The sequence below is a fragment of the Capnocytophaga cynodegmi genome (assembly GCF_002302475.1).
Taxonomy (GTDB): Bacteria; Bacteroidota; Bacteroidia; order Flavobacteriales; family Flavobacteriaceae; genus Capnocytophaga; species Capnocytophaga cynodegmi.
Window position 1 is genome coordinate 1,516,991 of sequence record NZ_CP022378.1, and the last position, 15,170, is coordinate 1,532,160.

11 protein-coding genes, 1 tRNA gene and 1 riboswitch are annotated in these 15,170 nt (G+C 34.6%); of the genes, 7 read left to right on the plus strand and 5 right to left on the minus strand.

Annotation, left to right across the window (positions count from 1 at the left end):
* The first annotated feature begins 3 nt into the window (after window positions 1–3).
* The 5 genes from CGC48_RS06660 to CGC48_RS06680 all read left to right on the plus strand — a co-directional run bounded on the left by CGC48_RS06660 (window position 4) and on the right by CGC48_RS06680 (window position 5,538).
* Entirely contained in the window at window positions 4–555 is a 552-nt protein-coding gene (locus CGC48_RS06660) for a hypothetical protein (RefSeq protein WP_157909879.1), read from the plus strand.
* Window positions 556–798: 243 nt separating this feature from the next.
* Complete coding sequence (locus tag CGC48_RS06665) at window positions 799–1,500, plus strand: DUF6261 family protein (protein WP_098028955.1); 702 nt, start codon at window positions 799–801, stop codon at window positions 1,498–1,500.
* A gap of 137 nt (window positions 1,501–1,637) precedes the next feature.
* Window positions 1,638–1,736, plus strand: a riboswitch (SAM-I-IV-variant riboswitch).
* 60 nt (window positions 1,737–1,796) lie between these two features.
* Entirely contained in the window at window positions 1,797–2,066 is a 270-nt protein-coding gene (locus CGC48_RS06670) for a hypothetical protein (RefSeq protein ID WP_018278670.1), read from the plus strand.
* Between the two features lie 384 nt (window positions 2,067–2,450).
* Complete coding sequence (gene gldJ / locus CGC48_RS06675) at window positions 2,451–4,115, plus strand: gliding motility lipoprotein GldJ (RefSeq protein WP_018278671.1); 1,665 nt, start codon at window positions 2,451–2,453, stop codon at window positions 4,113–4,115.
* A gap of 82 nt (window positions 4,116–4,197) precedes the next feature.
* A complete protein-coding gene (locus tag CGC48_RS06680) occupies window positions 4,198–5,538 on the plus strand; it encodes a UDP-N-acetylmuramoyl-tripeptide--D-alanyl-D-alanine ligase (protein WP_098028956.1) in 1,341 nt (446 codons plus the stop codon).
* 43 nt (window positions 5,539–5,581) lie between these two features.
* On the opposite strand, the gene CGC48_RS06685 is transcribed toward CGC48_RS06680, so the two are convergent.
* A complete protein-coding gene (locus tag CGC48_RS06685) occupies window positions 5,582–8,866 on the minus strand; it encodes a glycosyltransferase family 117 protein (protein WP_098028957.1) in 3,285 nt (1,094 codons plus the stop codon).
* Between the two features lie 297 nt (window positions 8,867–9,163).
* Here CGC48_RS06685 and CGC48_RS06690 point away from each other — a divergent pair, with 297 nt between their 5' ends.
* On the plus strand, window positions 9,164–10,315 hold the full coding sequence (locus CGC48_RS06690) for an energy transducer TonB (RefSeq protein WP_157909880.1): 1,152 nt from the start codon (window positions 9,164–9,166) through the stop codon (window positions 10,313–10,315).
* Between the two features lie 99 nt (window positions 10,316–10,414).
* Window positions 10,415–10,485, plus strand: a tRNA-Gln gene (locus tag CGC48_RS06695).
* A 113-nt stretch (window positions 10,486–10,598) separates the two neighbouring features.
* Here the strand turns inward: CGC48_RS06695 and CGC48_RS06700 are convergent.
* The 4 genes from CGC48_RS06700 to dnaG form a co-directional block, all read right to left on the minus strand.
* Window positions 10,599–11,075 (minus strand): S-ribosylhomocysteine lyase, encoded by a 477-nt coding sequence (locus CGC48_RS06700; RefSeq protein ID WP_026193767.1) that lies wholly within the window; start codon window positions 11,073–11,075, stop codon window positions 10,599–10,601.
* Window positions 11,076–11,096: 21 nt separating this feature from the next.
* Entirely contained in the window at window positions 11,097–12,542 is a 1,446-nt protein-coding gene (miaB, locus tag CGC48_RS06705; RefSeq protein ID WP_098029786.1) for a tRNA (N6-isopentenyl adenosine(37)-C2)-methylthiotransferase MiaB, read from the minus strand.
* A gap of 118 nt (window positions 12,543–12,660) precedes the next feature.
* Complete coding sequence (locus CGC48_RS06710; RefSeq protein ID WP_098028959.1) at window positions 12,661–13,101, minus strand: hypothetical protein; 441 nt, start codon at window positions 13,099–13,101, stop codon at window positions 12,661–12,663.
* A 101-nt stretch (window positions 13,102–13,202) separates the two neighbouring features.
* Window positions 13,203–15,170, minus strand: a complete 1,968-nt coding sequence (gene dnaG, locus CGC48_RS06715; protein ID WP_098028960.1) for a DNA primase — start codon at window positions 15,168–15,170, stop codon at window positions 13,203–13,205.

Consider the following 15,170-nt stretch of genomic DNA (forward strand, 5'->3'; position numbering starts at 1 on the left):
ATTATGAAAGATAAAATAGAAAAAGCCCAGAAGAGATTAGAGCTCGTCAATCAATGGATAACGAATTGTGATACCAAAAGTTCCTTTATTCTTACCTTTTATGGTGTAATCCTTACCATTATATTTACTTCTGATATGGGAAAGGAGATGATGAATGTTTTCTCCTTTGAAGTGGCAGATAAATGGAATTGGGAAAGTGTAAAGAACTTTCTTTTATTTATATTGGTAATTGCCTTTTTGGGTAGTATAGGAAAGTCTTTTTATCATATTTATAATACTTTGAGAGCGAGAATAAATTCTGATGTATATGAACAAACGGGATTGATTACAAGTTCCAACTCATTTTTTGGTACGATAGCTCAAAAGAACTTTCAAGATTTTGAACAAGCTACAAACAGTGAAAACGAAGAAGAATATCTAAAGGATTTGAATTCTCAAATTTTTATTAACTCTAAAATAGCAGCTAAAAAATTTGAACACTATAATAGTAGTATTTTTTGGACATTTGTCTCATTAGGGATATTTTTAGTTTATATTATCTTGAATATTTTATAAAACTATTTTCCCTATATTTGTGGCTGTTATGATTTCATAAATCATAAAGCGTAAGTAAAAGTATAGAATTATGAACACATAAAAACTCCAACGGAAATATGGGCGACCAATTATGAATGCATAATTAACTAAAAACAGAAGAAAACAATCCATTATGAATGCATAAATGTTTGGAAAGGGAACAAAGCAAGTGTTTATGCAAACATACACCATAAAAAGTACAATCACTTAATTTTACCAATTATGAAAAATTTACATTTCAACTCCAGAATTACCGAAGTGGGCGATGTTGCCAACCGATTGGCGGTTCTTTACAAAGGTACTGCTACTTTGCAGGACGATGCGTTTTTGAAAAACCTTCTTTCGGAAATACAAACCCAAGGCGATGCCATTACCGAAGCCATAAAAAAAGACAAAGCTGTATCGAAACTCGAAGATGCTGATGCCGAGCGTGACGAAGCCATTCGTGTGTTGGACAAAATGCTCAAAGCCTATGAGGTGTTTCCGGTGGAAAATACCAAAGCTCACGGACAGAAAATCGTTGCCATTTTCAAGAAATACGGCGTAAAAATCACTGAAGAGAACTATTCCAGCGAGTCGAACCTGATTGATTCGTTGCTCAAAGACTTGTCGGCAAGTGAGGTTCAGGCATCTGTGACAGAACTTTCGGGAGTGAGCGAGGCAATTGCACAAATCCGCACCACGCAGGAGGAATTTGCTAGATTACGTCTGCAATACGAGGAAGCATTTACCGAAAACCTTTCAAAAGTTAGTGCTAGTAGCCTCCGCAAACCACTTTTAGGATTGATAAACAAAAAGTTGATTCCATATTTGGTAGCGATGACCCTTGTCGATGAGGCAAAATACACCACTTTTGCCGACAAAGTAGCTAAAATCATCGACGATATGAACGAGGTGGTCAAAGCTCGAGGCAAGAAAAAATAATACATTAAGGAGCGGAACTATCCGTTCCTTTTTTAGAGAATTTTGTTTTTATTTACGAAACAGCTTTTTTGAGGTTTTTCCTTTCTCTGTTGAAAACAAATAAAATTTGTAGGAAATATAAAAATGTTTTACCTTTGTGCCATCATCAGGAGTTTCTGAGTGTCAGGACACCAACCGAGCTAAAGCCAGCCACGGTGGTTTAGAATGAGGGCAACCTGCCAAAAACAAAGGTTTCTTCTATTGTGACTTCATAACTTCTGTTGTAGGTGTAGTAATCAATTATAATATACAATACAATGGAAAGAAAAGAAAAAACACTTCAAGATTATTTTCAGGATTACAAACTTCGTTTCTCAAAAATGACAATTGATGAGCTAATAGAGGTTTTTAACAGAGAGGTAGGTAATAAGGGTTGGGTAGGTGTTCGAGGTGCTTACTTAGCTGCTTTACATCAGGAATTTCTTAGTAGGGAATTTGATTGTAGTCAATTTATTTTTGAGAATTCAACGTCCTTACAATACAAAATTCGTCTGGAGGGTAAAAAGTTAGTACAGATTATTGATTAAATTTAAAAGAAAAGACACTAATTTGGCGATCTGAAAAATGAGATTAAGGTGAAAAACTTTAGTCTCGTTTTTCAATTATGGGTACTTGATTATTTCAAATGTAAAGGACTTTATTGAGTTTTTTGAAAAAATATACAGATTTTAAGGGGTATTCTAACAAAAAAAGACAACCGAAAATGTTAATTTTTTTTATAAAAAGGTATTAATTTTTTTATAAATTGAAAAGATAATTTTTTGTATAAGTGTTTGATAATTAAAAAAGTATTTGTTTGTGTTTTTGTATCTAACAAATGTATAGAAGTTAAAATGTTTAGTCAATTACTTTTATTATAGAAAGTTTTGCTATCTTGCACCCGAAATTTATGCTAATAATATAGGTTTACTATGAAGAATAATCTGCTTAGAATTTTCGTTGTAATCGCTATTTTTTCAGGTTTGTCTTTGGTCACAAGTTGTGGAAAGAAATCTGATAAAAATATTTCAAATGCAACAGGATGGAAAATTAACTCTAAAGAAGGAGGCTTCCAGTACAATACTGACTTTAAAGAACAAGAAGCTGCTCCTGGTCTTGTACTAGTGGAGGGAGGTACTTTCACTATGGGACAAGTTCAAGATAACGTGATGCACGATTGGAATAACGTTCCAACACAGCAACACGTGCAATCATTCTATATGGATGAAACGGAGGTTACCAACAAAATGTATATGGAATATTTGGATTGGTTGAAACACGTATTCCCACCAGATCAAGAACAATACAGAAATATCTATGTAGGAGCCTTGCCAGATACATTAGTTTGGAGAAGTTCTCTTGGATTTAACGAGTCAATGGTCACTAACTATTTGCGTCACCCTGCTTATGCGGAATATCCTGTTGTTGGAGTAAACTGGGTACAAGCTGTTCAGTTTAGTGTTTGGCGCACAGACCGTGTAAACGAAGCTATCTTAGAGAAATCTGGATATTTGAATAAAGATACTCGTTATCAGGTAGATTCAGAAAGTACCTTCAGCACAGATGTTTATCTTAACACTCCGTCAAATTCGTACGGGGGAAAAGTGTCAGAATTTGCAGGTAAGAAAGCAGTTACTAAAGAAGGTGAGCCAACATACGCAAAACAAACAAGCGGAATTTTAGTTCCTGAGTATCGTTTACCTACTGAGGTTGAGTGGGAATATGCCGCTAAGTCATTGAACGGAATTCGTGAGTACAATAACATTAGAGGAAGAAAAAAATATCCTTGGGACGGAGCATATAGCCGTTCAACAAAACGTGCTACACGTGGTGATCAATTAGCTAACTTCAAACAAGGGAAAGGAGATTACGGAGGACTAGCAGGTTGGTCAGATGACAGAGGAGATATTACAGTTGCTGTGAAAACATATCCGCCAAATGATTTTGGATTGTATGATATGGCAGGAAATGTGGCTGAGTGGGTAGCTGACGTTTATCGTCCAATAATTGATGATGGGGAGAGTGATTTCAACTACTATCGTGGAAACGTGTATATGAAACACGCTATTGGAGAAGATGGTAAGCAAGTGGTTGTAACTGCTGATAATATCAAGTACGATACACTTAGTAATGGAAAAATCGTTGCTCGTAATCTTCCAGGTAACTTGGCAACAGTTCCTATTGATGAAAATGAGACGTATTTGCGTTACAATTTCACACGAAGTGATAACAGAAGTTTCCAAGATGGTGATAGATCTTCTTCACGTGGGTACTATGGAAGTAGAGATGAATTAGCTTCTTCAAAAGAGGAAAAAGACCACAGAAACACGATGTACAATGCTCCGAAACATAAAATTGAGAAAGATTCTATGGGATTGAGCCGTATATTTGATAAATCGAATGAACGTACTACTTTAATCGACGACGAAGTACGTGTTTATAAAGGAGGTTCTTGGAGAGATCGTATATTCTGGATTGACCCTTCACAAAGAAGATATTTACCCCAGTACATTGCAACTGACTATATTGGATTCAGAAATGCAATGAGTCGCGTGGGAGCAAAATCTTCTAGAAAAAATAAAACTCCGAAAGGTTAGACATTATATAAAAGTTGATAAAATTAGAAACTCTGTAGATGTATGTTTACAGAGTTTTTTTAATGAGATATGATTTTATTCTATGGAAGATTTATATAAAAAACTTCTTGCTTCATCAGGTGTTTGCACTGATAGTAGAAATGTTGCCGAAAAATGTATTTATTTTGCGTTAAAAGGGAATTCTTTTGATGGGAATTTGTTTGCAGAAGAGGCTCTTAACAAAGGAGCTTTGTATGCTGTTGTTGATAATCCCAACATAAAATTATCTGAAAGAACAATTCTGGTAGAAGATGTACTTACTACGTTACAGAAATTAGCAAGTTACCACCGAAGAAAACTCAAAACTCCTATCATAGCAATTACAGGGAGCAATGGAAAAACTACAACTAAAGAGCTTATAAAATCGGTTCTGTCTGAGGCTTTTAATGTAGTAGCAACAGAAGGGAATTTGAATAATCATATTGGAGTTCCCTTAACAATTCTTTCAATTACACCAGAAACAGAGATTGCGATTGTTGAAATGGGGGCAAATCACCCTAAAGAAATCGAATTTTTGTGTTCCATTACTGAGCCTGATTATGGTTATATCACAAGCATTGGGAAAGCTCATTTGGAAGGATTTGGTAGTTTTGAGGGGGTTGTCAAAGCTAAAGGGGAGCTATATGATTACTTAAAACAACAAGATAAAACCATCATTTTCAATAATAATGATGAACTTCAAAAGAAATTGTTGAGTGATTATCAAAATGTGTATTCTTTTGGTAATGAGCCAGAAGTAAATGTTTTTGTGGAATGTTTAGGAATTAATCCTGTGGAGGTTTCTTTCAGGGAAACATCTGTAAGTGAAGTGTTGAACGCTTCCGAAGAAGTAACGGATACCACTGAAATTGAAGATTTCTCGAGTGAGAAGATAAAAATAAAATCCAATCTGGTAGGAAAATATAATTTTACGAATATTGCTGCAGCAATTGCTTTTGCAAGGTTTTTTAAAATTTCATCAGAAGCAATCAAACGAGGAGTAGAAAAGTACGTTCCTAAAAATAATCGTAGTCAAATTATAAACCAACAAACAAATACAATTTTGTTAGATGCTTACAATGCTAATCCCAGCAGTATGTCGGAAGCAATTATGAATGCAGTTGAAATACAAGGGTTTAAAAAGAAAATTCTTATTCTTGGCGATATGTTTGAACTTGGTGATTATGCGGCTCAAGAGCATCAAAATATTGTAAATTTAGTGGAGAAAAATACTTGGGAGAAGGTTTTTTTAGTTGGCGAAAATTTTTTCAAAACGAAAAGCAAGTATCCAAAATTCAAGACTTTTGAAGATTTCCAAAAAGTTTTTGTTTTGAAAGATTTTTCAAATAGTTTTATCCTCATCAAAGGTTCAAGAGGAATGGCTCTCGAACGAATATTAAAATAGAAAAAACATCGGATAGTTAAACCTTAAAACTATCCGATGTTTTTTAATTTGTTATTGAATCTAAAGAATCTTTCGTAGCTTTAGGACTTACTAAAGAATCGTTTTCAATAACTTCATATTCTTCCAAATCATCTTCATTCAGAAAAGGAGAAATTAGTTTTTTGAGTAATTGATATTTCTCATCGTATAATTTTTTATCAAAATCTTCTATATCAACAAGTAGCGACATATAATAACGTATGGTAGCATCCACATTTTCATACTCCTGATAAATTTCATTTGCAGGAAGTTGCGTATAATAATCCAATTCTTCCTCATATTTTTTCATTACTTTTTGTGCCAATTCACGTCCTTTTTCAGCTTCACCTACTTGATAATATCCTTGAATGAAAGGCGAAAGGAATGTGTAATAGCCATAATATTCCATTGGCATATTCTCCATTGCCAAATTAATAATGTTTTTAGCTTTATCAGTTTTCTTTTCTTTAATCAATGTCTCAACCAAACGGGCTAAATTCAGACGGAAAGATATCGAACTTCTGCGGGTTTCAACATCGTGATAGATATTCGAATCTCCCATATTACCCCATCTCCATTTGGTCACAATATCATACATCAAATCGCTATCAATGCGTCCCATTTCGGAAGAATTTTTATTAACTGGAGTCTTGATAGGGACTAATTTGTATACCAATCCGTCCAGTTGCAGATAGTCTTTCATCCAAATATATTCTTCATTTTCATAACTTCCTCCAGTGAAGTAAATAGGGCGTTTCCAATCGTTATTAGCGATTATATCAAGCATCATCAAACGGGCTTTATCAATGGCGTTTGGTAATTTTATATCGATATAATCAACGATTAGGTGAGCATCTTCAGGTTTTACTATGCCACTTTTCAGAACGTTTTCTTTGTTGACTGGAATGCGAATTTTGTTGGTTGGATAGTAATGAATTGTTTTTCCATTTTCAAGTACATTTTTAGTATTTGGGTCGTCACTGGCAATCCAATTCATTAGGTCTTTTACATTCCACGTGTTTTTCGTTCTTTCAATAAAATATACTGCTTCACGAACTCCGTAGGCATACTGACTATGTTTTAGTTGTGACGGAATTGGGTCGCTCTCGTAGGCTTTTCGTTTCATTTGGTCAATATACCAATCGGTTTGGAGCAGACTTGTGTTGATGGTTCGCACATCAGTTCGGTAGCCTTCAATTTCTTGAGCATACCAAAGCAAGAATGTATCATTGTCTCCAATGGTGAAAATCATAGCTCCCGTATCTTCGGAAACAGAATCTAAGTAACAATGTGCAATTGCCTGAGCAGAGTATTTTCCAGAGCGGTCGTGGTCGTCCCAATTTTGATAAGCCATCAAGGTGGGGACACACAAAAGGGAAACGATTACAGCAATTGGAGCGGATAATTTCTGGCTCGTCACTTTCTTAAGAAGTTCAAAAAGAGCATATACGCCAAAGCCAATCCATATTGCAAAAGCAAAAAATGACCCAACCAACGCATAATCACGCTCTCGTGGCTCGAATGGTTTTTCGTTCAAATATACTTTCAAGGCCAGACCTGTGAACATAAATAAAACGAACACCACCCACGTTTTTTGCTCACTTTTTAAAGCCATAAATACCAAGCCTAAAAAACCTAAAATTAGTGGTAAAAAGAAATACGTATTTCGTGCTTTATTATTCAAAACGTCCGAAGGGAGATTTTTTTGTGAACCCAATCGCATCGAATCAATAAAATTGATGCCACTAAGCCAGCTTCCGTGACCATTATATATTTTTCCTTGTATATCATCTTGTCTTCCAACGAAATTCCACATAAAATAACGGAAATACATATAGCTCATTTGGTAGGTGAACATATATTCCATATTTTTAAGGAAACTCGGCTTCTCAACATTTAAGTAACTGCTAAATCTACTCAGGAATAAATCATATTCATTAGGAGTAACTCTTCCTAATTTTATTTGTTTTTTAAACTCATTAACTGCTTGAAGAAGTTCTTTATTTGAAAAATATTCTGGTTTAATTGAAAAGTCAAGCAGACCCGTTAACATCATATAGTTTGCGGCGTACTGTGGATTCCACATACGTGGAAGTAAACCTGTATGTTTGGAATTGGGAGATACTCTTACATTTTCGTAGTCATTTACAATGATATATTTATTATTTTCGTAATCTCTTTCGTACTTTGGCTTGTCATCCTTATACGGATTTTCTTCATCTTGCCCCGCATATTTATCTGAAAACATTGGTCCGTAAAACAAGTGAGTTTCAGGATATTGTTCTAATTTGTAGTAAGCCAACAATAAACGTGCGTCGGTAGGGCTATTTTCATTGATAACCACATCAGCATTGGCACGAATGGGAATCATCAGCCACGATGAAAACCCTATGAAAACGAACATTATGCAAAGTGTAGTTGTTTGCAAATAAACTTTTTGTTTTTTAGCAGCATAGCGAAGTACTAAGAAAAAGGCAATGACAATTGAAAGTCCCGCTGCAATTGTCCCTGAGTTGAAAGGTAATCCTAATGAATTTACAAAAAAGACTTCTAAATTTCCAAAATAAGCTAATGTGTAAGGGAGTATCAATTTGAAAATCAGTAATAAAATTGCAATAGAAACTACATTTGCAATTACGAAATTTTTAAAATTTTTCTCATAATTGCTGTTGAAAAAGTACAACATTCCGATAGCAGGAATTGTAAGCAAAGCCATAAAATGCACTCCGAAAGATAATCCTACTACTAATGATATTAAAATCAGCCATTTATCTCCTCGTTCGGTGTGCAGATTATCAGTCCACTTTATTCCAAGCCAAAACATAGCTGCCATAAAAAGCATCGCCATTGCGTAAACTTCAGCTTCAACAGCATTGAACCAGAAACTGTCAGAAAAAGTGTAGGTTAAGGCTCCCACGAAACCACTTCCCAGAACGGCAATTACTTGAGGTATAGGTAATTCGTTTGTTTCTGAAATATTTTTGAAAGCAATTTTTTTGGTAAGATTTGTAATTATGAAATATAAAAATAGAATCGTGAACGCACTTGAAAACACAGACATATAATTCACAAATAAAGCTACTTTTTCGGCTTCAGGAGCAAAAAAGGCAAAAAAAGCTCCCATCATCTGAAAAAATGGTGCTCCTGGAGGATGTCCCACTTCCAACTTTGCTGCTGTGGATATATATTCGCCACAATCCCAAAAACTTACAGTTGGTTCTACAGTTAATCCGTAAGTTGTCAAAGCTATGAAAAAAGTAACCCAACCTACAATAAGGTCATATTTTTTAAAATCTTTATTTGTTAACATATCGTTTTGATTTAAAAAAATAAATGTAAATCTTCAATTTTTAAAAGAAATTGATTAAGTCTGCGAATATATAAAAATAAAATAATAAATCTCACATTTCAAGCGAAATAATATTGAAAAAGGAAGAGATGAATCCTTCTGCCAGAAAAAAAATATTATTATGTGATACATATTTTTCATTCTCTGTTTCAATTTTGAAGAATGTTTATTTTTAATTTTGGAATTTTCCTAATATAACTATTTATTTTATTATAAAATTGTTATATTTGCTTTTATTAACACAAATTTTAAATGTGTATGAGAAAATATTTCTTAATTGTTGTTGTGATGATGTCTTTTTCAGCTTATGCATTCAGAATTACTGATAATTATCTTTTTATGCAGAAAGATTCTATTCAGCCTAATAACTCTTCTGTTACTGAGAAAGTAGAACCAGAACAATATCCCAAAATGAGAGATTGCCAAGATGCAGACGCAACTATTGAGGGATTCAAAAAATGTCTCATTACTTATCTCAGTGAAAATGTGCAAAATCCTGAAAATCTTGATGGAAGAGCTTATCTTGTATTTAAAGTTAATGCTGAAGGGAAAGCTGAAAAGGTAGTAATTCACTCTAATCACAATGCTTTGATTGAAGAGGGAGAGAGACTTTTAAAACAGATGCCTTTATTTATTCCTGCTCAAAAATCTGGGAAATCCATTGATTTTGTGTATTCAATACCTCTTACTTTTAAGAGATTGGAAACACTCAAAGAGGAAGTGTATTTTACTAATCCAGATGTACAAGCAAGGTGGGAAAATTGTGAAAATGTAGATGATACAAATAGGTATTTGAATAAATGTATTCAAAGTTTTATGTCCGAAAGAATAAAATTAAGAGGTGACCAAAGGAAATTGATTTATATGTTGTTAAAAATTGATTCTGATGGAAATTCTATGATAGAGGATATTGATGGAGAAGACGAAACTTTAATGAGGGAAGTTGTTAAAAAATCAAGAGAATTTCCGAAGTTCATTCCAGCGATGAAGAACGGAAAATCAGTAGGTTCCATAACTCTTGTTTCTATTGTTTTCAATGAAAATGAAGCACATAAGCTTAAGTTTCCAGAAATTTTTCCACAAATCCAATTTTGTAAAACGTCAGCTGATAATTTGGAGAACTTTCAAAAATGTTTGGATAGATATGCAAAAAATGCATTTAAATATCCAGAATTGGCAGTAAAATATAATATCCAAAGAACTGTTTATGTTGTTTTTAAGATAAGAGAAGATAAAAGCATCGAAATATTGGCTGCTTTGGGAGATGAGACTCATATTTTAAGAAATGAGGCGATACGAATCATTAAAAATCTCCCAATAAAAGCCCCAGCGATGGAAAAACAGAAGCCCACGTATTTAGTTTTTACTTATCCGATAACTTTTAAATTAACTAAAGTCATTGATTATTAATGATTTTTGTTTTTGTGGTCAAGAATGTGCTAAAAATTTTCTGAAAAATGTTTGGAACTTAAAAAAAAGTATGTATCTTTGCACCGCAAAAATGATGATTGGCTCATGGTGTAATGGTAACACAGCAGATTTTGGTTCTGTTATTCAAGGTTCGAGTCCTTGTGAGCCAACAAAAACCTCTTGATTTTTTCAAGAGGTTTTTTTATTTTTAGAAATCTAAAAAAACTCCCAATCGTATATCATAATTAGGAGTTGTATGAATAGTTTAGTTAATTACTTGTTGTTAATTAGGATAAACTAAATTTTCTTCTTTTAAGTGGTAAAGCACTTCTTCCAAATACTTTTTGGCTTCATATTTTGCCATTGGCAAATTGTTATTATAAAAATTTCCGCATTCTAAAGCTGATGCACCGGGTATTTCACCTTCAAAATCAGCCATATATTTGAATAAATCTGTAATCAACGGAACAATATCCTTTGAAGAATAATCACCTGCTAAAATCAAATAATTTCCTGTTTGGCAACCCATTGGTCCCCAATAGATGATTTTGTCTTTCCAAGAGCTATTCCGAAGCCAAGTGGCTGCTAAATGTTCAATCGTGTGTATTTCGGCAGCTCCTAAAACAGGCTCACGATAAGGCAATTTCATACGGATATCGAATGAAGTAAGCACTTCATTTCCAACATAATCTTTACGAGAAACATAAATTCCTCGCTCCATTTTCAGGTGGTCAATACAAAAACTGGCTATTTTCTCCATATAAATATGATTTTCAAAAGATTAGTTCATCTCGCTATACCCGATAGCTTTTCCGATAAGGGTGGTTGAGGTACAACTTTCTATTTTAACGTTCACAAAATCACCTACTTTGTAATGTTCTTTCGGGAAAACTACTACGGTGTTTTGCGTGTTTCGTCCCATCCATTGGGTGTCTGATTTTTTGGAATTCCCTTCGATAAGCACCTCGCAAATCTGTCCAACTTTTTCTTGTGTGCGAAGTAAGCTGTGTTTTTGTTGTAAATCAATAATTTCAGAAAGACGATGTTTCTTAACTTCTTCAGGAACATCATCTTCTATTTTACGTGCAGCAAGTGTTCCTGGTCGTTCCGAATAGGCAAACATAAATCCGAAGTCGTATTTTACGTATTCCATTAGTGAAAGTGTATCTTGGTGGTCGGCTTCAGTTTCTGTAGGAAATCCAGCAATCATATCTTGTGAAATGGCACATTCAGGAATGCGTTTTCGGATATTATCAATCAATGTGAAATACTCTTCTCTTGTATGTAATCGGTTCATTGCCTTTAAGATACGATTGCTTCCGCTTTGTACAGGCAAGTGAATATATTTGCAAATATTGTGATGTTTTGCCATTGTGTCAATCACATCAAGAGTCATATCTTGTGGATTAGATGTGGAAAAACGGATACGCATCTTTGGGTGAGCAATTGCCACCATATCAAGTAGTTTTGCGAAATTTACGGCAGTGGCTTTCTGCATTTCACTGGCTTTATCAAAATCTTTTTTTAGTCCGCCACCATACCAAAGATAGCTGTCAACATTCTGACCCAAAAGCGTAATTTCCTTAAAGCCTCTTTCTTCTAAATCCTTGATTTCATTTAAGATAGAAAAAGGGTCACGGCTACGTTCACGTCCGCGTGTAAAGGGAACGATACAAAACGTACACATATTGTCGCAACCACGTGTAATGGAAACAAAGGCAGTTACTCCATTGCTGTTGAGGCGAATAGGAGAAATATCAGCATAGGTTTCATCTTTGGAAAGAATTACGTTTACGGCTTCGCGTCCGCCTTCTACTTCTTGCAAAAGATTGGGTAAATCTTTGTAAGCGTCAGGTCCTACCACCATATCTACGATTTTTTCTTCTTCCAGAAAAGCGTGTTTTAGGCGTTCAGCCATACAGCCCAACACTCCTACTTTCATCGCAGGACGATTTCTTTTGATGGCATTGAATTGCTCCAATCGTTTACGAATGGTTTGTTCGGCTTTTTCGCGAATGGAACACGTATTTACTAAAACTAAATCGGCTTCTTCGAGCGTTTGTGTGGTATTATATCCCTGTTCGGAAAGAATGGAAGCTACAATTTCGCTATCTGAAAAATTCATCTGACAGCCGTAACTCTCTATATATAATTTTTTGTGATTGTTCGTATTTTCTTTCAAAACAAGACTTTGTCCTTGCTTTGATTCGTCAATAACTTTTTCCATAGTGTTGATTTTCTTGAGGGGCAAAGATAGTAAATAATTCATAATTATAAGGTTCTCGTTTTCAAAATAAAAAAAGGTCACCAAAAGGCGACCTTTCATTTAAGTTGTTATCTCAAAATTAAAACTCAAATTCAGAAATTTTTTGTTTCCATTCTGACCATTTTGTAGCGTCTTCAGGAGTCAATTTAGCTCCAACTTCTTCCATTTTAGTTTTCCACTCAGCAGCTTTGGCTTTAAATTCTTCTGCTTTTTCAGTACTTCCCGATTTTAGAGCTTCTGCTTTTTCTTCTAAGAATTTCTTGTAATCATCAGCCACTTTTTGAGCTTCATTGTTGCTGAATTTAGGTACTTCAATCTTAGAAATCATATCTTTAACTTTTTCTTGAGCGTTCTCAAGAGCTTCTCCGGCTTCTTCTTTCATCTGATTCATAGCATTCCCAGCATCTTCTTTTACTTGTTCCATTGTCTCTGTTGCTTTTTGTTTTGTTTGATTGAAGTTATCGCACGAAACGAACGTCATAATAGCAACAGATGCTAAACTTAATACTACTTTTTTCATTTTGTTAAAATATTAAAAATTAAACCACTAACGAAATACAAAGATATAATTTTTTTGAAATAAAGAAACTATTGCTGTGTTTTTTTTTTGTTGGAAATTGATTAATTTATAACACGATTCAGTCGCTTACCTAATATTTTCTGTAATTGTATATAGCTAACAATTTCTTCTAATATTTCTCGTTTTTCGCTTTCATCTGAGTTATTGATTTTTGCTGTAGTACTTTCTATTAAATTGCTTACTAATAACTTGCGTATGTTTAAAATGATATCAGAAACTGCTAAATCAATGTTTGCATCCTTATCTTTTGGTACGATATCTTTTCGGAGCCAGTCGTGTAATTGGAGATTTTCATCTTCCATAATAATTTGCGATACTTTTTGACTGAGTTCCATTGGCAATTGATTAATGAATGTTGCCAACTCATACGATTCTTCTTGATAGAATTGCTCTATAGCAAGTTCGTAAATACTCTTGAAGTCAGGATTTGCAAATTGTATCTCATCTTCTTGAAGTTCAAGATAGATTTTTTCATAAACTTTCAGTTCTTGCTGTATTTTTTTTTCTTCCAATTTCCCCTCTTCATCAATTTGAAGTACGGAATCCGTAAATATACACGTTCTGTTTCCATACAAAAGAAGATGCTTAATAAGGTCGTGTTCCAAAATTTCCAGTCGGTTTACAGCTATTTTTGCCTGTTCGTCCTTACTTCTCGTTATTTCAAGGGGTAGACGCTTTTTGCGTTCTACTTTTTGTCCTTCATAGAAATCTTTTTTGAGCATTTGAGAAAGTGTGGAGAAAAGCACTTCTTCCGAAATATCCATAATGACGGCACACTCACGTATGTACACTTCTCGTTTGATAGAATCAGGAATTTTTGAGATACTTTCTACCATATCGCGAATGGTTTCTGCTCTTTTAATTGGATCATTTTTAGATTCTTGTACTAAAAGAGAAGCCTTAAATTGGATAAAATCTGTAGCGTTTTCTTCCAAGTAAAGAACTAAATCCTCATAGGCTGTTTTTCGGGCAAAACTATCGGGGTCTTCTCCTTCGGGGAAAGTACAAATTTTCACATTCATTCCCTGCTCCAAAATCAAATCCACCCCACGAATAGAAGCTCGGAGTCCTGCCGCATCTCCGTCATAAAGCATTGTTATATTGGTGGTTAGTCGATTTATCAGCCGAATTTGTTCAGGAGTAAGTGCCGTTCCGCTCGAAGCCACAACATTTTCAATTCCCTTTTGGTGTAGCTGAATTACATCGGTGTATCCTTCTACCAGATAGCAGTTGTCAGCTTTGGCAATGGCTTGTTTGGCGTGAAAAATTCCGTATAGAATTTTACTTTTGTGATAGATTTCACTTTCGGGAGAATTGAGATATTTGGCAGCTTTTTTATCCTGAGTAAGAATACGACCTCCGAATCCCAACACACGTCCGCTCATCGAATGAATGGGGAACATTACCCGCCCTTTGAATCGGTCGAATTTCTTATCTTCTTTAACAATGGTAAGTCCTGTCTTTTCCAGAAATTCTAATTGATAGCCTTTATTTAGAGCGGTATCGGTGAAGGCTGTCCATTCATTAGGAGAATAACCCAAATGGAATTTTTTGATGGTTTCAAGTGTAAAACCTCGTTCTTTGAAGTAAGTGAGTCCAATGGCTTTTCCCTCTTCGGTGTTCAGAAGTGTTTCTTCAAAATATTTTTGAGCAAATTCCGATACGATGTAAAGGCTTTCACGTTCGTCAGCTTTTTCTTTTTCTTCGGAAGAAACCTCAGTTTCTTCAATTTCAATATGATACTTTTTTGCCAGATAGCGAATTGCTTCTGGATAGGTGAAATGCTCGTGTTCCATTAGAAAAGCGATGGCATTTCCTCCCTTTCCAGAAGAAAAATCTTTCCAGATTTGCTTGACGGGCGACACCATAAAACTAGGTGTTCGTTCATTAGAAAACGGGCTAAGTCCCTTATAATTAGAACCTGCCTTTTTAAGCTGAACGAAGTCGCCAATTACCTCTTCGACCCGCATTTGGTCGTAGACTTTGTCTATGGTGTTTTTTGAAATCAT